Consider the following 16,682-nt stretch of genomic DNA (forward strand, 5'->3'; position numbering starts at 1 on the left):
GCGGGGCGGCGATGTCGGCATCGAGCCCCCAGCGCGTTCGAGTGCGAGTCGAGCCGGAGCGGCCGGTAGCCGTTCTACCTCTCGGCAGCCGTCTCTCCATACTACGCCCTGGGGCCTCTCGGGCGTCCTGCCTCGGAGCTGGGATCCACTGGTTTCATCGTCCGGGCCGGGGTTCGAACGTCCGCACCGACGAGCGGCCGATGCAGGCGCGAGCCAGGTGTGCAGGCTGTCTGCGTTCAGGCACTCGCGTCAGACGGCGTCGTCGACCGCCTCGGCGACCGCGCGGGCAAGGTCCCGGCGGAGCGTCGCCTGCTCGACCCGGTCCGTCCGCACCTCGATCAGCGCTGAGCGGCCCGAGGCGACGGCCTCGGCGAGGGCGGTCTCGAAGGCCGGGAGCGTTGTCGGCTGGTGGTAGGCGAGGCTGACCTGCCGGGCGGCGTCGGCGAACCCGAGGCCGTGGGGCGTCCCGAAGAGGCGCTCGAAGGTGTCGGCATCGAGCGCGCCCGGCCGGGCGACCGGCAACTGGTGGAAGATGCCGCCCCCGTCGTTGTTGATCGCGACGACCACGACCGGCGGCCCGTCGCGGAGGAGCGCGAGGCTGGTCTGGTCGTGGAGCAGCGCCAGGTCACCGATCAGGAGCGCCGTCGGCAGGCCGCGCCCGCGGGCGAACCCCGCCGCCGTGGCGACCGTCCCGTCGATGCCGCTCGCGCCGCGGTTGGCGGCCACGGTCACCCCGCGCCCGTCCGCCTCGGCGAACGCGTCGAGGTCGCGGACAGGCATGGACGCCGCGACCACGAGCCCGGCACCCTTGGGCAGCGACCGCGCCAGCGTGCGCGCGACCTGGGGCTCGGACAACCCGGAATCGTCGAGGGCCGCGTTCGCTGCCGCCCGCGCCGCGCCGCAGGCCGCCGCCCATCGCGCCCGCCACGCCTCCGGCGACGGCCCTCGGTCGACCTGCGCGTGCAGCGCGTCCGCCAGGGCGAGGGCCACCGGACCGGTGGGCGCCACGAGGCGGTGCGTCACACGGTGGTCCGGGTCGATCCGCTCGGCGCGCGGGTGGACGTGGACGTACAGCGCGGGCCGGGCGTCGGCGATCCAGCGGGCGAGGCGCTTGGAGGTCGGCCGCCCGCCGAACTGAAGGACGGCCTCGGGCGGCTCGGCGCGCAGGCGGTCGCTGAGGAGCGCGAGGTCGGCCGCGGTGCCGTCGCGGCCGAGACGGGCGCCCGAGAGCAGATCCGCCACGAGCGGCCACCCGAGGCGCTCGGCGATCTCGGCGGCGGCGGGCGCCGTGTCGGTGTCGGTCACGTCGAGCGGCCCGAGGACGACGAGACCGCGCGCGACCGTGTCGAGGCGGTGCGCGAGGTCGCCCACCTCGGGGCGGCTCGCGGGATGGAGGCGGCGTGTGTAGGGATCGCGGCCCTCCTCCCAGTCGCCGAGGCGGGCGAGGAGGGCGCTCGTGTCGACGCCGTCGGGCGTCGGGGCGAGGGGCTCGCGGAACGGGCCGTTGAGGTGCACCGGCCCGCCGTCCAGTGCCCGCGCCACGGCCTCGGCGACGGTCGTCAGCACGAACGCCGGGTCCACGTCGGCCGAGGGCGTCCCGAGATCGGCCTCCCAGCGGGCGACGGTCGAAAACAGGCCGGGCTGGCGGACGGCCTGGTTGGCGCCGGTCTCTCGCAGCTCCGGCGGCCGGTCGGCGGTGAGCAGCAGCAGCGGCACGCCTGCCTGCCGGGCCTCGACGGCGGCGGGCAGCAGGTTGGCGACGGCCGTCCCGCTGGTCGTGATGACGGCCGCCGGGCGGCCCGTGGCCTTCCCCCACCCCAGGGCGGCGAACGCGGCGGCGCGTTCGTCCCAATGCACGAGCACCTCGGCGCGGGGGTTCAGCGCCGCCGCGACGGCCAGCGGCGTGCTCCGGCTGCCCGGGCAGACCGCGAAGAAGGTCGTCCCCTGGCGGACCACCTCCTCGACGAGCAGCGCGGCCCAGAGGTGGTTGAGATTGGGGCGGTCGAGGTGGGGCGGCACGGGCGGAGGGAGGAGTCCGGGACGGTACGCAGGGGGAGCGGCGCGGAGCCCACGCTACCAGAAACGGACCGGCTCCACGCCATGCGCCTCCAGGTACGGCTCCAGCCGCCGCGACAGCTCGGCGTAGTGGTGGGACGGCACGGCCGGGTAGAGGTGGTGCTCCAGGTGGTACGACAGCTCCAGCAGCAGGCGGGGCGCGAAGCGGCCCCGAAGCGTCTTCGTCTGCCGGAGGGCGTCCGCAGCCGTCGCGTCGTGGGGAAGGTAGACGGTCGTCAGCGGGTACGTCCAGCTCCCCACGATCACCAGCGCCACGTAGACGCCCAGCGCGGGGACGGCGGGCCAGAGCGCCACCGCCAGCGCCACGACGCCGAGGAACCAGCCCGCTTCGAGGAGCAGCCAGCCCCGCTCCTCGGGGACGCGCCGCCACGCCCAGCCCCAGAGCCGGTAGAGGAACGTCGGGCCGGCGAGGAGCGCGCGCCACCATGAGCCGTGCGCGGGGTCGCCTTCGGGGTCGTCGTCGTCGGGGAACGTGCGGTGGTGCTGGAGGTGCGTCGCGCGGTAGGCGTGGGCGCTTTCGAGGACCAGCATCCCGACCAGCGCCATCGCGACCTCGCTCAGCCATCGCGGCAGGCCCAGCGTGCGGTGGACGAGGTCGTGCGTCGTGGCGACGACGCCGAGGAACAGGCCGGCGATGGAGAGGACGGCCGGGATCCACCACCCCAGACCGGCGAACACGGCGTACGCCAGGGCCCACGCGAAGGGGCGGACGAGGCTCCGGACCCGCTGCGCGGTCGTGGTGGTCAGGAGGTCGTAGCCCAGCGCCTCCAGCGTCGGCAGGTCGTCGGGGACGTAGTGGCGGGCGCTCATCGGGCTCGGGCGAACCGAGTCACGTCGTCGGCGACGTGCTCGCTGGCGAGGACCCCGGCGACGGTGCCCAGGCCGGGCCACGTGGTGTCGCCCGCGAGCCAGAAGCCGGGGACGCCGAGGTCGTGGGGGATTGCGTGCTGGTTCGTGTTGGCGAGCGTCTGGCGGACGCCGCCGACGGCGCCCCGAGACCGCCGCGTGAAGCGCTCGTACGTCCGCGGCGTGCCCAGCTCGGCCACCTCGGCACGCTCGCCGAGGCGGGGATAGACGCGCCGCGCGACCGCGAGCAGCCGCGCCGTCGCCTCCCGCCGGCGGACGACGTACTCGGCGTCGGAAAGCCGCTCCCAGTCGGCCAGGTCGCAGTGGGTCGAGACCATCACGGCGCGCGATCCGGCAGGCGCGCTGGCCGTGTCGCCGGGCGCGGAGACGGAGACGAACAGGTTGTTGCCGTCGCCCAGCGGCCGGTCGTAGCGCTCCAGCACCTGATGGTGGGTGAACGCCTGCCCGGCGACCTCGTCCTCGGGGACGCCGAGGCACAGCACCAGCGCCCCCCCGTAGGCGGACGCATCGCGCCAGAGGAACGGCCGCAGCGCGTCGCCGACGGACGGCGGGGCGATGCGGGCGGCGTCGGGCGCGGGCAGCGTGCAGACCACCTGGGCCGACCGGAACACGCCGCGGCGGGTGTGGACGGCGTAGCCGCTCGCGGTCCGCTCGATGCGCTCGACGGCGGTCCCCACGCGGAGGCGCCCGCCTGCGGCGCGGTAGTGGGCCACGAGCGCGTCCCAGAACCCACGCATCCCACCGGTCGCTCGCGTCAGCCCGGCGCCGCGGATCGTGACGCCGAGCGCGCCGTTGACGAGCGGCGCCTCCTCCACCGTCCCGTGGACGGTGTCCTGCAACAGCATGCCGAGCAGCATCCGCAGCGGGCGGTCGTCGGCGAGGCCGGACCGGCGGAGCGCGTCGGCCATCGTCCACCCCAGCGTCCGCGCGAGCGGCCAGTCGCGGACGGCCAGCACGCCGAGCGCCCGCCGCACGTCGGCGAGGGACCGCAGAGGAAGCCGGACGCCCTCCCGGGACGCCGCCCAGAACACGTCCGCGAGTCGGTCCAGGAGCGCCCAGAACCGGATGTGCGCGGACGTGTCGCCGAAGGCCCGCAGCCGCTCGGCGTGCCACCGGGCCGGGTCGCGGTGGAGGGTGACCGTGCGGTCGGGCAGCCACGCGACGTACCCCGGCAGGCGTTCGCCCGGTGGAGCGGCCATGCCGATGGCGTCGTAGAACCGCCCGCCGACGCCGCCCGGCTCGAAGTCGACGAGCGTCGTCGCGCCCACGTCGAAGGTGAAGCCGCGCCGCCGGTAGAAGCCCGCACATCCTCCAACCTGGCCATGCGCTTCCAGCACCAGCACATCCACGCCCCGCGCGCGGAGGCGGGCGGCGGTCGCCATCCCCGAGATGCCCGCGCCGACGACGATCACATCGGCCGCCCCACCCCGCGCGGCCCGAGGCGGGCGACCTGCCGGAGGCGAAGCGAGGCGCGGCGTCATCGGATCAGTCGGGTACCGGGGTCAGGCCGAGGACGCGCGCGAAGTCGCCGATCTTGAGTTCGATCTCGGCCCACTCGGAGGCCGGGTCGGACCCCGCGACGATGCCCGCGCCGGAGTAGAGCGACAGCGAGCGGCCGTCGACGAGCCCGGAGCGGATGCCGACGGCGAGGTCGGCCGCCTCGGTGCCGTCGGCGGCGCGGCCGATCCAGCCGATGGGCCCGGCGTAGAGGCCGCGGTCGAACGGCTCCTGGCGGTCGATGGCGTCCAGCGCGGCGGCCGTGGGCGTCCCCCCGACGGCGGGTGTCGGATGGAGCGCGCGCAGCACCTCGGCCACGCCGACGCCCTCGGCGAGCGTCGCCTGGATGCCGGTACGGAGGTGGCGGCCTCGCGCGAGCGTCAGCGCGGCGGCCTCGCCGTCGGCCTCGACGCGGCTGGAGAGCGGCGCGAGCGCCCCCACGATGGCGTCGCGGACGAAGGCGTGCTCGCGGCGGTCTTTCTCGCTGTCGAGGAGTTCGGCGCGGAGGCGGTCGTCGGCGGCGTCGGTCTCGGAGCGCGGTCGCGTGCCCGCGACAGCCTCGGTCTGGAGCGTCCGTCCGTCGAGGCGGAGGAGGCGTTCGGGGGTCGCGGTCAGGAACGACGGCCCGGCGCCCGGCGCCACCAGCGCGTGGTAGCAGCGCGGCGTCGCCGCCTCCAGCCGACGCAGCAGCGCGACCGCGTCGACGGGCTCCTCGAACAGGAAGCGCGCCCGCCGGGCCAGCACCACCTTGCCGAGGTCGCCGGTCGCGAAGGCGCCGAGGGCCCACCGCAGCATCCGATCCCACTCGGCGCGAGCGGGGTCATCGCGGCGCATGTAGGGCAGCGGCAGCGCGCCCGAGACGTCGGCACGGGCAGGGCGAATGGCCGCCAGCGCCTCGCGCGCCACGCGCGGCGACTCGCCGGGCATCAGGTGGACGGCCAGCGTCGCGGCCTTCCCGTCCGACCGAAGCTCGACGCGCGGCAGCACCAGGCGGACGGCGCCGAACGCGGTCCACTCCTCCCCTACCTCGGCCGCGCTGTCGAAGCGGGCCGTGGTCGCGAGGCGCGCGTCCGGGGGGAGCGACGCCATCACGTCGCCGAGGCGGGCGAGGTCGTCCAGCGATGGCCCGTCCAGCCCCGTGGCGACGCCGACGCCCGCCCAGGCCTCGGCCTCCGACCGGCCGCGCCAGTAGTGGGTCGGGGAGGCGGTCTGAGCGGCGGCCCAGAGGAGCGGATCCACCGGCTCGACGGGCGTGGCCACGCGGAGGACACGGTCCCCCCGCCAGCGGCGGACCGCCCGGTCGAGCTCCTGGCCGAGGAGGGCGGGGGCCGAGGCGGCCGGGGCGAGCGGAGTGAGGGCCACGAGCGGTGGGGGACGACGCTAGAGGAAGGCGGTACAGGGTCCCCGCCCGGTTGGTTTCAGAAAATAGTGAAAGCTTGGCCCCTTCACCAACTCCGGGCACCCCGGCGGGCCCGGCGGGGTACCGTACGCCCTCCCCGACTCTCGATCTCGTGACCAAACCGCCCATCGGCCAGGCTCCCGGCAAGCGCCAGCACGTCGAGGCCATGTTCGACGCCATTGCCCCCCGCTACGACGCGCTCAACCGCGTCCTCTCGTTCGGCATCGACATCCGCTGGCGCAAGCGCGCCGTGGCGCTCCTGTCGGACGCCATCGCGGGTCGCCCGGAGCGCCTGCTCGACGTGGCGACCGGGACCGGCGACCTCGCCATCGAGGCCCTCTCCCTCGCCCCCGACGAGGTGGTCGGGGTCGACATCTCGGACGGGATGCTGGAGGGCGGGCGCGTGAAGGTCCGCAAACAGGGACTGGACGGCCGCGTGACGCTCGTCCAGGGCGACGCCGCCGACCTGCCGTTCGAGGACGGTGCATTCGACGGCGCCTTCGTGGCGTTCGGCGTCCGCAACTTCGAGGATCTCCAGGCGGGGCTGGTCGGCATCCGGCGCGTCCTCCGGCCGGGCGCGCCGCTCGTGATTCTGGAGACCAGCCAGCCGACGGCCTTTCCGTTCAAGCAGGGCTACCAGGTCTACGCGCGCCACATCATGCCGAAAGTGGGCAAGGCGATCAGCGGCAACGCGGAGGCCTACGAGTACCTCCCGGAGTCGGCCCGCGAGTTTCCCTACGGGGAGGCGTTCCTGCGCGAGATGCGCGCGGCGGGCTTCACCGACTGCATCGACCAGCCGCAGACGTTCGGCGTCGCGAGTCTCTACCGCGGCCTGGCGTAGGGCGAGCGTTCCCTGCGCCGCCTACTCCAGCACCATGCGCGCGGCGTCGGCCCAGATCCGCCGGACGCCCAGGCTGAGGCCGACGAACGCGGGCCGCGCGTCCGCCCCGACCTCCTGGGTGACGCGGAGGCCGACGGGCACGGCCAGCGTCGGGGTGACGGGGATCGCGATGCGGGGGCTCAGCGATACCGACGGGATGGCGGCCGTGCTGCCCGTTCCGGAGGCATCCTCGAACAGGTCCACGCCGAGCCCGACGCCCACCTCGGCGCCGCGCAGGATCGACCGCCGGGCTGCGCCGCGGCCGAGCGACAGGATCATCTCCCCCCCCACCGTGGCCGTCAGCCCCTCGCCCCGGTCGCCGGTCAGCGGGTTGCGCTCCAGCGGTCCGCGGACGCTCGTCGACAGGGCGAGGGCATGGCCGCTCTCGAAGCGGTAGCCGCCCTCGGCGCCGACCGCGCCGATCAACTCCGGTGCCCCCACCTCGGGGCCGACGGCGACCGTGCTGGACGCGAACAGACCCGACAAGAAGGGCCGGTGCCGCTCAATCAACTCGCGGTTCGCGCGGTCGGCGAACGGCTCGGTGGGGTCCGGGAGCTCGTCCGGCACCACCTGGGCGGCGGCGGGTAGGGCGACGGCGGCGAGGAGCAGGACGAGAAGACGCATGAGGACGGAGGCCGAGTGAGGGGAAGAAAACACGACGACTCCGCCGCGCCAATCCCCTGTCGCGTCACCCCCGCCATTCGAGCGTGCCCTCGTAGACCGTCTCGGCGGGGCCGGCGAGCGTCAGCCCGGCCACGGCCTCGCCCTCGGCGCGGAAGCCGACCGTCAGCGTCCCGCCGGGCATCTCGACGGCCACCGACCGCTCGCTGCCCTCGCCCAGCCGGCCGTCGAGGTGGGCGACCAGCGCCGACGCGACCGCGCCCGTGCCGCACGCCAGCGTCTCCGCCTCGACGCCCTTCTCGAACGTCCGCACGCGAACGCGGTCAGGCCCGACGACCTCGACGAAGTCGACGTTGGTGCCGGTGGGGGCGAACGCCGGGTCGTGACGGAGGCGCGGTCCGACGCCCGCCACGTCGGCCGCGTCCACGTCGGCGGCGAACACGACGGCGTGCTCGGTGCCGGTCCAGATGCGGAGGACGGCCTCCCCACCTCGGGTGTCGGCGGGGCCGAAGTCGCGTGGCGGCGGCACGTCCAGTTCGACCGGCCCGGACCCGGCGCGGCCCTCGACACGGGCGCGGTACCGTCCGCCGTCGGTGTCGAACACGAGGTCCACGACCCCGTCGGCCTCGGTGCCGAGGCCGGCCCGGGCGGCGAAGCGGGCGAGGCAGCGGGCGCCGTTGCCGCACATCGTGCCGAGCGAACCGTCGGCGTTGCGGTAGCGCATGCGGAAGGCCGCACCGTCGGCGTCGGGCTCGTCGAGTGCCAGCAGTCCGTCCGCCCCGATGCCGGTGCGGCGGGGGCAGAAGGTGCGCGCGAGCGTCTCCAGCTCGCCGACCGTGAACCGGAGGAAGCGGTTGTCGAGGACGAGGAAGTCGTTGCCGGCGCCGTTCATCTTGGTGAACGGGACCACGAGGGCGGGGCGGTCGAGCATGGGGTCGGAAGTCAGACCGCTGAAAGATGGGGGCACAGGCGGAGGATGGAGCCCTCGCCCTGAACTTCGCACACGGGCTCTCTCCCCCGTCGGACCCCGGATCGCGGCAGCGCGTAGCCGCCCATGACATGACGCTGCCCGGACGCCGGGTAGCTTGCGCTCCTCCACGCCCTCCGACCGCTTGGCTGAGATCTCCGCCCCCATCGACCACACCCTGACCGTCAGCGGTGCCGAGCCGCTCATGCTGTTCGGCTTCAACGACGTCTACCTGCGCCGCATCGAGTCGGCGTTCACGGACACCCGCATCGTCGCCCGCGGCGACCAGCTCAAGCTCCGCGGCCCGGCCGACCAGATCGCCCGCATCGAGCGCGTGATCGGCGAGCTGATCGTGATCCTGAACCGGAATGGCAACCTGACCGAGAACGACGTCGACACGGTGCTCGACCTCGCGCGGGTGGGGACGGGCCTCCAGCGCTCGGGCGGGCAGGACGCGATCCTGTTCACCCCCTTCGGCGGCACCATCCAGGCCAAGACGCCCGGCCAAGCCCGCCTCGTGGAGGCCGCGCGCCAGTCCGACATCGTGTTCGCGGTCGGCCCGGCGGGCACGGGCAAGACTTACACGGCCGTCGCGCTGGCCGTGAGCGCGCTCAAGAGCCGGCAGGTCAAGAAGATCGTCCTGGCCCGGCCTGCCGTCGAGGCGGGCGAGAGCCTCGGCTTCCTGCCCGGCGGCCTCCGCGACAAGGTGGACCCGTACCTGCGCCCGCTCTACGACGCGCTCGACGACATGATCGAGCGCGACAAGCTGCCCAGCTACCTCGAGCGCAACATCATCGAGATCGTGCCGCTGGCCTACATGCGCGGGCGGACGCTCAACACGTCGTTCGTCATCCTCGACGAGGCCCAGAACGCCACCACGGGCCAGATGAAGATGTTCCTGACGCGCCTCGGCGCGGGCTCTCGCGCCATCGTCACCGGCGACGCGTCACAGACCGACCTGCCGTCGCGGACGCAGTCCGGCCTCGTCCGCGCGCGAGAGATCCTCGACGGCGTCGACGGCATCTCGTTCATCGACTTCGGCAAGGAAGACGTGGTGCGCCACAAGCTGGTCAAGGACATCATCGCGGCCTACGAGCGGGCCGGGGACGAGTGAAGAGTGACGGGGTACGGGGGCTGGGCTCGGTGTCGCGGGACCTTCGCCCCCCTCCAGGTCCTTCACTCTCCACTCCTCACCCCTGACCCGTTGACCTACGGCGACCTCGACATCCACGCGCTGCCCGAAGGGCGCTTCACGGTCGGGCTGGACAAGCGTTTCGTGCCGCACGCCGAGGGCGACCCGGCGCGGCCGGGGACGCTGTTCATCTCCGTGACCCCGTTTCTCGTACGCACGCCCGAGGCGACGCTCCTGATCGACACCGGGCTCGGGTCGTGGGCGGAGGGGCGCGGGACGGAGTTCCTGCTGGAGGGCCTCGCCCGCCTCGGCGTCGCGCCGGAGGGCGTCGACCGGGTGCTCCTGTCGCACCTGCACTTCGACCACTCCGGCGGCGCGATCACGCCCGTCGGGCCGGACGCCTGGCAGCCGACCTTCCCCGCGGCCGATTACGTCGTCCAGCGCGCCGAGCTGACGGCGGACGGCTACGCGGGCGAGTCGGCGCGGGCACGCGACCTCGTGGCCGAGACGCTGGACCGCGAGGGCCAGCTGGTGCTGGTCGACGGCGACACCGAGGTGGGGCGGGTCGGGCTGGAGGTGACGGGCGGCCACACGGGAGCGCACCAGCTCCTGCGGATCCACTCGGGCGACCTCCAGGCCGTCTTCGCGGGGGACGTGCTGGGCACGCCGGGTGCGGTCACGCGACGCTACCAGGCCAAGTACGACATCGACGGCGCGGCGTCGCAGGCCTGGCGCGACCGCCTCGTGGCCGAGGCCGCCGAGGCGGGCCACTTGCTGCTGTTCTACCACTCGACTGCCCAGCCCGCCGCGTTCGTCGCCGTCAACGGGCGCGGGGTACGCGAGGTGGAGCCCGTCGCGTTGTAGACGCCGAAGGGCCTCTCCGTCGACGAACGGGGTCCCTACCTTTCCGCCTCTCCTTCGGCCTCACCATGCGCACGCTCCTCGTCGCCGCCCTCCTTCTCGCTGTCGCTGGCTGCGACTCCACCCCGACCGGAGGTCAGCCCGACCCGGACCCCGAGTACGTCGGCGTGCTGGTCACCTACCGGCTGACGCTCGTCGGCAGCTCCTTCAGCGTCGGCATCACCTACACCGACGAAGAAGGCGACACCGTGACGGACGTGACCGACTTCAGCCGCCAGCAGACCTACACCCAGGAGGTGCTCCTGCCGCCGGGCACGTCGGGCACCTTCTCGCTTTCGGGGACGGGCATCGTCAACGCGGGCAGCCTCACCGCCAGCATCACCGCGACGCGCGTGGACACCGACGTGGAGGTGCGGTCGGCCACGGAGACGGCCTCCACCAGTTCGTCGGGGGAGGAAGCGACCGTGAGCGCTTCGATCACCGTGGCCCCGGTGGAGGTGCCCGCGCCGCTCTAGCTGCGGGCGAGGGCAGCGAACTCGGCCAGCATCATAGCAGTCGCGCCCCAGACCTCGCGTCCGGCGAGGTCGAAGTACGGCACGTCGAAGCGACCGAGCGGCGCCTCGCGCATGGAGCGCCCGCGCCGGGCGGGGTCCAGCACGTCGGCCACGGGCACGTCGAGGACCGCCGCCACTTCCGTCTCCTGCGCCACGAACGGCGGCCGCTCGGGCGTGCTGGCGACGATGGGCCAGACCGAGAACCGCGACGGGGGGATGTAGATCGGTGTCAGTCTTCCGATGAGCGAGACCGCCTCGGGCGCGACGCCGACTTCCTCGAACGCTTCCCGGCGGGCGGCCTCCTCGGGGCTCTCCTCCGCCTCCAGCCGCCCCCCCGGCAGCGACACCTGCCCGGCGTGGTCGCGGAGGCCGGCATGGCGGACCGTCAGCACGAAGTGGGCCTCGGCGTCCGTGTCGGGATAGAGGAGGATGAGGGTGGCCGCCGGGCGCCCCTCGTTGCGCTCGATAGACAGGGTCTCCTCGGTCGCCCGCGCCGGGAACGGCGCCATCTCGGCGTGCGCCGCGTGGCCGGGCAGCGGGTGGCGAAGGCGGTCGGTGAGGGTGGCGACGAGCGCGTCGAGGTGAGGCATGCCGCCGGAACGCGCCCGCCCGGTCGGGGCTCCCCCGCTACAGCGTCTCGGGCGCGATCCAGTACAGCTGCGTGGCCGTGCGGAGGTTCTGGCCCGTCATGCGCCGGGGCGTCAGGAAAAGCGGCCGCGACTCGATGGCGACGTCGCTCCGGTCGTGGGGCACGAACCCGTTCTCGGCTCCCTGCGCCGTAAAGGTGCGGACCACCCCGTCCCCCTCGGTCAGGATGACGATCTCATAAGCACCCGGCGTGACATCCTGTGCCGTCCAGTTCGGCGTGTTGACCCGGATGCCCCGGAATGTGCCATCGCGGCCTTCCGCCGAGCGCAGGCGATACTCGACCCGCACCCAGCTCTGGCCTGACCCGTTCGGGTAGCCGGTCCCGTAGGCGACCTCCTGACCATCGCGACGGATCGACACCACGGTGCCCTCGTCCCCGCCCGGCTCGTCTCGGCGCATCCAGGCGTTAAAGGTCATGATGTACTCGGGCCGCTCGATCTCATGCTGGAAGTAGGCATGGGTCCGCCAGGGTCCGTCGAGCCGCATCGCCGTCCGCGTGTCGAACGGGTCGTCGCCGCCGTCGACGGTCGCGGTGAAGGGCAACCGGGCGATGGTCTGGCCCTCAAACTCCACATCCAGCGTGTACGCACCGGCCCCCTCGAAGGAAAACGGCGGGCTCTGGGTGTCGACCTCCACGATGTTGGGCGTCCCGGTCGGCCCGGCCCCGCGCATCTCTGAGGTCCCGACGACCCGGCCGGCCTCGTTCCGAACGACATAGCGCCCATCTGTCTCGTACTGGTCGTAGTCCGAAGGCGGGAAAAGCAGGAAGTAGTCCGCGGGGGAGCCGAAGTGGAAGGACCCCTGCTCAGGCCAAAACTGGGTGTCGAGGAGCGTACCGAAGTCGAAGGCAGGCGCGGGACCGTCCGACGGACGAGGGGCGGACTCGCCTCCCTGTCCGGTCACGGCGCGGCGGGCGCGATCGACGAGGCCGCCCAGTTGCGCGTCGGCCTCAGGCGCGGAGGCGACGAGGACGACGGTGAGAAGAGCGAGGCGGAGCAGGGAGCGCATGGCGGACGGTGGGAAGGGAGGTCGTCATTCCCTTCGCAGCGATCGCCGCGCGGGGGTCACCGAGCGTCTGCACCATCGGAGGCCCCTCCGTGCTGCGTCGTGCCGGCGGCTCGGGGGGGAGGAATGAACCAGTCGACGGAGTACCCAGCATCCCTTCGAAGGATGAACGACTCTCTTTCGCCGCGCATGATGTCTGGCCATGTTGGCGGCTCACTTCTTCCACGCCTCATGACTCGTCTCCCTCTCTCCCTTCTGGCCGCTGCGGCGTGCTTCCTCTCTCTCGGCGCCTGCGACTCGGCTCCCGATTCTGCCGACGTCGCCGTGATGGCCTCCGCCAACCCGAGCGGCTGCACGACGGCCCCGACCGTCACCACCAGCGTCAACGGCAGCGGCTACATCGTCGTGACGGCCACCGGTCCCAGCATCGCGTCGCTGCAGGTCTTCTCGGACGGGGCCAGCACGGGCTCCCTGTTCGACCAGAGCTTCAAGTCCGTCTCGGGCACGTCGGCGAGTTGGACGACGTCGTTCAAGGCCTGGACCGGCACCGGGACCCGCTCCTTCCGGACGTTCGGGGCCTACTCGATCTGCGAGGGCCACGTCAACATCTCGCCCGTGGGCACGAAGACGAACGTCGCCTACGACTCGTCGGGCCCGGGTGGTGGCGCCTGAACCACGGCGGCCACGTCCCTGACGCGGCCTTCGGCCTTTCCTGACGCGTCGCCTCTCGGTCCAGACCCGAGGGGCGGCGCGCCCTTGATGTCGCCCGAGGCGGCGCGACCTAGAGCCCCTCCGCCGCCTCCCCGCGCGCGATCATCGTGTAGCCCGACTGGACGCGCGGCGTCAGCAGCAGCTCCTGGACGTTGACATGCTCCGGTGCATGGGCGCAGTAGACGACCGCGTCAGCCACGTCCTCGGCCGTGAGCGCGTTCGTGTCGGCGTAGACGGCGTCGGCCCGTTCCTGATCACCGTCGAATCGGACGAGCGAGAAGTCCGTCTCGACGATGCCGGGCGACACCGTCGTGGCGCGGACGGGCGTCCCGTGGAGGTCGACCTTGAGGCCGTTGGTGAGTGCCAGCACGGCGGCCTTCGTGGCGCAGTACACCACGCCGCCGGGATAGACGGTGTGCGCGGCCGTGGAGCCGAGCGTGATGACGTGCCCGCGCCCTCGCGCCAGCATCCCCGGCACGACCGCCCGGAATCCGTTCACGACGCCCTTCACGTTGACGTCCACCTGCAGGTCCACGTCTTCGACGGAGGCCTTCCAGACCGGGTCGAGGCCCTTCGAAAGCCCTGCGTTGAGGACGGCCACGTCCACCTCGGCCCAGTCGGCGGGCAGGTCGGCGAGTGCGGCGAGGTGGGCCTGCGCGTCGGTGACGTCGAGTGGGACGGCGAGGGCCGTGCCCGCCCCGAGCGATCCGTTCAGGTCGTCGGTGAGGATGCGGAGGGCGTCGGCGGAGCGAGCGGCGAGGATCACGCGGTCGCCCTGGGCGGCGAAGGCGCGGGCACACGCGGCGCCGATGCCCGTCGAGGCGCCGGTGATAAAGACGGTCAGAGACACGAGCAGAGTACCGGAGAGGGGCCGCATGTACCGTCGCCCCGCGTTCTTCGATCCCGTGGCCCCGTCCCGACAGTGGGAGAGACGCGCCTGTCCCCGGGAGACCTGCCCTCGGTTGCCAGGAAGCGCTATGGCGCACTGAGCCATGTCCATTCCGACCGGGACCTCCAGTGCATGCCTTCCTCGACATCGGTATCCGCGGACTATATCGAGACCCTTACCCGCAGATATCATCTAACCGTCACCCCCTCCTTTACAACGACACCAAACACCCCTACACACCCTCAGGGATCACCCCAGACCACCTCCTCTCCACCCCTCTCATGAGACGTCTTCTCTTCTCTCTCGCACTTATCCTCGGACTCGTCGGCTGTGATTCAGTCATCGACTCGCCCGGACTGTCGTCCACCTCGGACGCCCCTGTCACGGCCAACGCTGAAGACTGCGGTCCATTCGGTTGCGAGGAGCCCCCGGCTTCGTGTCCGGCGCCGCCGCGCCCCTACCACGACTGGTCGTACGTCGGCAGCAACAAGGCGCTCAACGCCTACCTCGACAACCGCACCCTCGACAAGAGCGCCGGCAACTCCTATCGGCTCCAGCACGATGCCTACGGATCGGGGTCGTACACAACCCTCTGGGGCGAGTTCAACACGCTCCACCCCACCAACCCGATCTACTACGTCAAGACCGTCACGCAGTATGGGTCTCCGTACCCATCCAACGGGGGCTACCTGCGGGTGAAGCGGACCTGTCCCAACGGGGCGGTGTCGTACTCCCCGGCGCGCTACGCAAGCAGCTCTGCCAGCTTCCAGCAGTCCTGGCACCACCCGTAGGCCAGAGTCCCCCCTCTGCTTACAAGCGCCCGGTCGAGTTGTCGGCCGGGCGCCGTGCGTTTGGAAGGCTGCGTCCATTTCGTGCCTGCCCTGGGGCAGGCCGCTGAGAGTCACCGGGCCGCCTGGGTAGGCGAACGCCACGCCGGAGACATCGGTGAGGGAGACAGTCAGGGTCGTGGCGGACGAAGAGAACGGCAGCCTCTCCGGCTCCCCGCCTGCGTGACCCTGCGCACGCGGGCCTCACGAAGGGAGGGGCACGACATCCCCCCTGACCCATGATGTACCGTCCGGCCACGCTCGTGGTCGCCAGCCTGGTCGCCCTCGCGGGCCTCGTCGCTGCAACGCCCACCCCGGACGCCCCGCGCTCCGCCACCCACACCGTCGAGATCACCTACGCCGAGGGGCGTGGAGACCTCCGCCGCGCCATCGTTCGAATCCGGCCCGAGACACGCACGCGGCCGGCGTGGCGTGGCGAGATCGTCCAGATCGCCTTTTACACGGGCCGCCAGTCCGGCTGGCAAGTGTTCCGCGCAGGCGCGGCGCGAGACGGCGTTTACCAGATCGAGGCCCAGCTCCCTCCCTTCGCAGCGATCCGAGCCTTCGGCGTGCGCACCAACACCGGTGGCAGCCACGTCTGGCAGTCGCCCTCCACCTACGGCGACGACGACGAGGACACCGGCGACGACAAGGAAGACCCTGGCACCGGCGACGGGGATGATGGAGGCGGTGACGACGACGACGACGGCGATGACGGCGGCGGCTGCACCAACATGTGCATGGAGATCATCAACCCGTGGACCTGCGAGTGCTCCGACCCCGATCCGTGGGAGGGAGAGCGTCCCGGTCAGCAGCAGGTCTCGTTCAAGATCTAACCTCACGGTGCGGGCCCGAGGGTGGGCCCGCACCGCGAAGCGGGTCAGCCCGCCGCGTAGTCGTAGAACCCCTGGCCGGACTTCCGACCCAGGCGACCGGCGGCGACCATCTTGCGGAGCAGCGGGCACGGACGGTACTTGTCCTCGCCCAACTCGCGGTGGAGCACCTCCATGATGGCGAGGCACACGTCCAGGCCGATGAAGTCGGCGAGGGTGAGCGGGCCCATCGGGTGCGCCATGCCCAGCTTCATCACCGTGTCGACGGCCTCCGGGGTCGCCACGCCCTCGTGGACGCAGAAGATGGCCTCGTTGATCATCGGCATCAGCACGCGGTTCGAGACGAACCCGGCCGCGTCGTTGACCTCGACGGGCACCTTGCCCAACCCCTCCGACAGCTCGCGGACGGTCTCGTAGGTCGCGTCGCTCGTCGCCAGCCCGCGGACGACCTCGACGAGCTTCATCACCGGGACCGGGTTGAAGAAGTGCATCCCGATGACCTGCTCCGGGCGCTCGGTCGCCCCGGCGATCTGGGTGATCGAGATGGACGACGTGTTGGACGCCAGGATGGCGCTGTCCGGCGCGTGGTCGTCGATCTGCTCGAAGATCTTGGCCTTGAGCGTGGCGTCCTCCGTGGCCGCCTCCACCACCAAGTCCGCTTGGGCGACGCCTCGGGCGAGATCGGTCTGGGTGGCGATGCGGCCGAGCGTGGCCGCCTGGTCGTCGGCGGTGATCCGCTCCTTGGCGACCTGCCGGCCGAGGTTCTTGTCGATGGTGCCGAGCGCGGCGTCGAGGCGGGACTGGTCGAGGTCGACGAGGGTGACGGCGTGGCCGGACTGGGCGAACACGTGGGCGATGCCGTTGCCCATGGTGCCGGCGCCGATGACGGTGACGTTCATTGCGAGAGGGATGAAA

The 16,682-nt window shown here is 72.5% G+C and carries 17 protein-coding genes; 7 read left to right on the forward strand and 10 right to left on the reverse strand.

Annotated features, from left to right (window positions below; genetic code table 11):
• Nucleotides 1–249: 249 nt before the first annotated feature.
• Genes menD through B1759_RS06245 form a run of 4 tightly spaced genes read right to left on the reverse strand, consistent with a single transcriptional unit; the run spans nucleotide 250 to nucleotide 5,802 of the window.
• Nucleotides 250–2,019 carry a 2-succinyl-5-enolpyruvyl-6-hydroxy-3-cyclohexene-1-carboxylic-acid synthase gene (menD, locus tag B1759_RS06230; protein WP_095514157.1) on the reverse strand — a complete coding sequence of 590 codons (1,770 nt, stop codon included), beginning with the start codon at nucleotides 2,017–2,019 and terminating at the stop codon, nucleotides 250–252.
• Nucleotides 2,020–2,073: 54 nt separating this feature from the next.
• The gene (locus B1759_RS06235; protein ID WP_095514158.1) at nucleotides 2,074–2,886 is read right to left on the reverse strand and encodes a fatty acid desaturase; all 813 of its coding nucleotides are present in this window, start codon (nucleotides 2,884–2,886) and stop codon (nucleotides 2,074–2,076) included.
• On the reverse strand, nucleotides 2,883–4,424 hold the full coding sequence (locus tag B1759_RS06240; protein WP_095514159.1) for an NAD(P)/FAD-dependent oxidoreductase: 1,542 nt from the start codon (nucleotides 4,422–4,424) through the stop codon (nucleotides 2,883–2,885). Before B1759_RS06240 ends, B1759_RS06235 begins: the two co-directional genes overlap by 4 nt.
• A 4-nt stretch (nucleotides 4,425–4,428) precedes the next feature.
• Nucleotides 4,429–5,802, reverse strand: a complete 1,374-nt coding sequence (locus B1759_RS06245) for an isochorismate synthase MenF (protein ID WP_095514160.1) — start codon at nucleotides 5,800–5,802, stop codon at nucleotides 4,429–4,431.
• A gap of 149 nt (nucleotides 5,803–5,951) precedes the next feature.
• Between B1759_RS06245 and ubiE the strand changes: the two genes are divergently transcribed.
• Nucleotides 5,952–6,680, forward strand: a complete 729-nt coding sequence (gene ubiE / locus B1759_RS06250) for a bifunctional demethylmenaquinone methyltransferase/2-methoxy-6-polyprenyl-1,4-benzoquinol methylase UbiE (protein ID WP_198948769.1) — start codon at nucleotides 5,952–5,954, stop codon at nucleotides 6,678–6,680.
• 21 nt (nucleotides 6,681–6,701) lie between these two features.
• Here ubiE and B1759_RS06255 read toward each other — a convergent pair whose 3' ends face one another.
• Both B1759_RS06255 and dapF read right to left on the reverse strand, forming a co-directional pair.
• Entirely contained in the window at nucleotides 6,702–7,343 is a 642-nt protein-coding gene (locus tag B1759_RS06255) for a hypothetical protein (RefSeq protein WP_095514161.1), read from the reverse strand.
• A gap of 64 nt (nucleotides 7,344–7,407) precedes the next feature.
• On the reverse strand, nucleotides 7,408–8,271 hold the full coding sequence (gene dapF, locus B1759_RS06260; protein WP_095514162.1) for a diaminopimelate epimerase: 864 nt from the start codon (nucleotides 8,269–8,271) through the stop codon (nucleotides 7,408–7,410).
• 241 nt (nucleotides 8,272–8,512) lie between these two features.
• On the opposite strand from dapF, the gene B1759_RS06265 reads away from it, so the two are divergent.
• The 3 genes from B1759_RS06265 to B1759_RS06275 all read left to right on the forward strand — a co-directional run bounded on the left by B1759_RS06265 (nucleotide 8,513) and on the right by B1759_RS06275 (nucleotide 10,815).
• On the forward strand, nucleotides 8,513–9,421 hold the full coding sequence (locus tag B1759_RS06265) for a PhoH family protein (protein WP_095515072.1): 909 nt from the start codon (nucleotides 8,513–8,515) through the stop codon (nucleotides 9,419–9,421).
• A 90-nt stretch (nucleotides 9,422–9,511) separates the two neighbouring features.
• Nucleotides 9,512–10,303 (forward strand): MBL fold metallo-hydrolase, encoded by a 792-nt coding sequence (locus B1759_RS06270; RefSeq protein ID WP_158225148.1) that lies wholly within the window; start codon nucleotides 9,512–9,514, stop codon nucleotides 10,301–10,303.
• Nucleotides 10,304–10,368: 65 nt separating this feature from the next.
• A complete protein-coding gene (locus B1759_RS06275; protein WP_095514164.1) occupies nucleotides 10,369–10,815 on the forward strand; it encodes a hypothetical protein in 447 nt (148 codons plus the stop codon).
• Here B1759_RS06275 and B1759_RS06280 read toward each other — a convergent pair.
• Nucleotides 10,812–11,444: a CoA pyrophosphatase gene (locus tag B1759_RS06280; RefSeq protein WP_095514165.1), complete on the reverse strand. Its 633-nt coding sequence runs from the start codon at nucleotides 11,442–11,444 to the stop codon at nucleotides 10,812–10,814. The genes B1759_RS06275 and B1759_RS06280 overlap by 4 nt on opposite strands.
• A 37-nt stretch (nucleotides 11,445–11,481) precedes the next feature.
• On the reverse strand, nucleotides 11,482–12,510 hold the full coding sequence (locus tag B1759_RS06285; protein ID WP_095514166.1) for a hypothetical protein: 1,029 nt from the start codon (nucleotides 12,508–12,510) through the stop codon (nucleotides 11,482–11,484).
• A 228-nt stretch (nucleotides 12,511–12,738) separates the two neighbouring features.
• Between B1759_RS06285 and B1759_RS06290 the strand changes: the two genes are divergently transcribed.
• Nucleotides 12,739–13,179, forward strand: a complete 441-nt coding sequence (locus B1759_RS06290) for a hypothetical protein (protein WP_095514167.1) — start codon at nucleotides 12,739–12,741, stop codon at nucleotides 13,177–13,179.
• 109 nt (nucleotides 13,180–13,288) lie between these two features.
• Here B1759_RS06290 and B1759_RS06295 read toward each other — a convergent pair whose 3' ends face one another.
• Complete coding sequence (locus B1759_RS06295; protein WP_198948771.1) at nucleotides 13,289–14,068, reverse strand: SDR family NAD(P)-dependent oxidoreductase; 780 nt, start codon at nucleotides 14,066–14,068, stop codon at nucleotides 13,289–13,291.
• Nucleotides 14,069–14,388: 320 nt separating this feature from the next.
• Here B1759_RS06295 and B1759_RS06300 point away from each other — a divergent pair, with 320 nt between their 5' ends.
• On the forward strand, nucleotides 14,389–14,898 hold the full coding sequence (locus B1759_RS06300; RefSeq protein WP_095514169.1) for a hypothetical protein: 510 nt from the start codon (nucleotides 14,389–14,391) through the stop codon (nucleotides 14,896–14,898).
• A gap of 275 nt (nucleotides 14,899–15,173) precedes the next feature.
• Complete coding sequence (locus tag B1759_RS06305) at nucleotides 15,174–15,770, forward strand: hypothetical protein (protein WP_095514170.1); 597 nt, start codon at nucleotides 15,174–15,176, stop codon at nucleotides 15,768–15,770.
• Nucleotides 15,771–15,814: 44 nt separating this feature from the next.
• On the opposite strand, the gene B1759_RS06310 is transcribed toward B1759_RS06305, so the two are convergent.
• Nucleotides 15,815–16,666: a 3-hydroxybutyryl-CoA dehydrogenase gene (locus B1759_RS06310; protein WP_095514171.1), complete on the reverse strand. Its 852-nt coding sequence runs from the start codon at nucleotides 16,664–16,666 to the stop codon at nucleotides 15,815–15,817.
• Nucleotides 16,667–16,682 lie beyond the last annotated feature (16 nt).

The sequence above is a fragment of the Rubrivirga sp. SAORIC476 genome, from assembly GCF_002283555.1.
Classification (GTDB): domain Bacteria; phylum Bacteroidota; class Rhodothermia; order Rhodothermales; family Rubricoccaceae; genus Rubrivirga.

Excerpts from the sequence above, each read along its gene's own strand:
- B1759_RS06235 (WP_095514158.1), bottom strand. The coding sequence starts at position 2,886 with ATGAGCGCCCGCCACTACGTCCCCGACGACCTGCCGACGCTGGAGGCG.
- B1759_RS06240 (WP_095514159.1), bottom strand. The coding sequence starts at position 4,424 with ATGACGCCGCGCCTCGCTTCGCCTCCGGCAGGTCGCCCGCCTCGGGCC.
- B1759_RS06255 (WP_095514161.1), bottom strand. The coding sequence starts at position 7,343 with ATGCGTCTTCTCGTCCTGCTCCTCGCCGCCGTCGCCCTACCCGCCGCC.
- dapF (WP_095514162.1), bottom strand. The coding sequence starts at position 8,271 with ATGCTCGACCGCCCCGCCCTCGTGGTCCCGTTCACCAAGATGAACGGC.
- B1759_RS06265 (WP_095515072.1), top strand. The coding sequence starts at position 8,513 with ATGCTGTTCGGCTTCAACGACGTCTACCTGCGCCGCATCGAGTCGGCG.
- B1759_RS06275 (WP_095514164.1), top strand. The coding sequence starts at position 10,369 with ATGCGCACGCTCCTCGTCGCCGCCCTCCTTCTCGCTGTCGCTGGCTGC.
- B1759_RS06280 (WP_095514165.1), bottom strand. The coding sequence starts at position 11,444 with ATGCCTCACCTCGACGCGCTCGTCGCCACCCTCACCGACCGCCTTCGC.
- B1759_RS06285 (WP_095514166.1), bottom strand. The coding sequence starts at position 12,510 with ATGCGCTCCCTGCTCCGCCTCGCTCTTCTCACCGTCGTCCTCGTCGCC.
- B1759_RS06290 (WP_095514167.1), top strand. The coding sequence starts at position 12,739 with ATGACTCGTCTCCCTCTCTCCCTTCTGGCCGCTGCGGCGTGCTTCCTC.
- B1759_RS06300 (WP_095514169.1), top strand. The coding sequence starts at position 14,389 with ATGAGACGTCTTCTCTTCTCTCTCGCACTTATCCTCGGACTCGTCGGC.
- B1759_RS06305 (WP_095514170.1), top strand. The coding sequence starts at position 15,174 with ATGATGTACCGTCCGGCCACGCTCGTGGTCGCCAGCCTGGTCGCCCTC.
- B1759_RS06310 (WP_095514171.1), bottom strand. The coding sequence starts at position 16,666 with ATGAACGTCACCGTCATCGGCGCCGGCACCATGGGCAACGGCATCGCC.